This window comes from Paenalcaligenes suwonensis, from assembly GCF_011290505.1.
GTDB lineage: Bacteria > Pseudomonadota > Gammaproteobacteria > Burkholderiales > Burkholderiaceae_B > Paenalcaligenes > Paenalcaligenes suwonensis.
On the sequence record NZ_JAANPV010000024.1, the window covers coordinates 1 to 795 of the forward strand.

Consider the following 795-nt stretch of genomic DNA (forward strand, 5'->3'; position numbering starts at 1 on the left):
TTTTGAGTGATAACCAAGTCACTAGACTTTCTCTTTCTCTCAAGTTTCAGCCAAGTGGTTCGCAGCCTAAAGATTTTCTACTTAGGTGTGATTTGGTTCGAGAGATCGAGCAAGCCTTACTGCAATCCCCTGAGATACAAGGTGTTATGGATGCCTCAAAAACAGTAAGTAAAGTGTTTTGGGCTACGCATCTTGAGTATGAGAAATTGCATGTAGCTATCAAGATGCTGGATGCCGCTATAGCCGCAATGGAGGTAAAGCCATGAGCAACGTTAAGAAGCCTGAGCCGGTGGCGTGGCGCATTGAACACCCGCACCCGCTTTTTCGCACGGAGTGCACTATAGATAAGTTAGTGGCCGCTCATTGGCAGCAAGTAGCAGATGCAGAAGTTGTTCCTCTGTTCGGTGAGGACTATATAAATGAGCGTGTGCGGGAGGCGTTGGAGCAGGCGGCAAGCATTTGCGACCGTTTTGCTGATCGCGGGATGCATCCAGCAGAGTGTGCAGGCGCTATACGCGCCCTAATCCCCAAGCAGTAACACATGCAGAAAGAAAAAAGAAACGTGCAGTAACCACCGCCCTTCGTAAGAGGGGCATCACATAGGCATAGATACTGTTTCTTGCTTCGGCAAGCGTAGTGGAATGCTTTAGACAGCTTGAGTCGCGCCAAGCATGCCTATGTGATAAGAATCAACCGAGGCGAGATTGGAGTTTGCGGCAATCCTCGGCAAGTACCGCAAGTAGGTAATCCTCAGGCTAACCCTACCGTAACCCAGACCGCGTAAGTGTCTGGGGC

The 795-nt window shown here is 49.8% G+C and carries 2 protein-coding genes; both read left to right on the plus strand.

Annotated features, from left to right (window positions below; all coding sequences use genetic code 11):
* Positions 1 to 266 (plus strand): hypothetical protein (locus tag GY634_RS17190; RefSeq protein ID WP_207625645.1); only part of this gene is annotated, 266 nt, incomplete at its 5' end.
* Positions 263 to 538 carry a hypothetical protein gene (locus tag GY634_RS17030; RefSeq protein ID WP_166409905.1) on the plus strand — a complete coding sequence of 92 codons (276 nt, stop codon included), beginning with the start codon at positions 263 to 265 and terminating at the stop codon, positions 536 to 538. The genes GY634_RS17190 and GY634_RS17030, both read left to right, overlap by 4 nt.
* Positions 539 to 795 lie beyond the last annotated feature (257 nt).

Excerpts from the sequence above, each read along its gene's own strand:
- GY634_RS17030 (WP_166409905.1), top strand. The coding sequence starts at position 263 with ATGAGCAACGTTAAGAAGCCTGAGCCGGTGGCGTGGCGCATTGAACAC.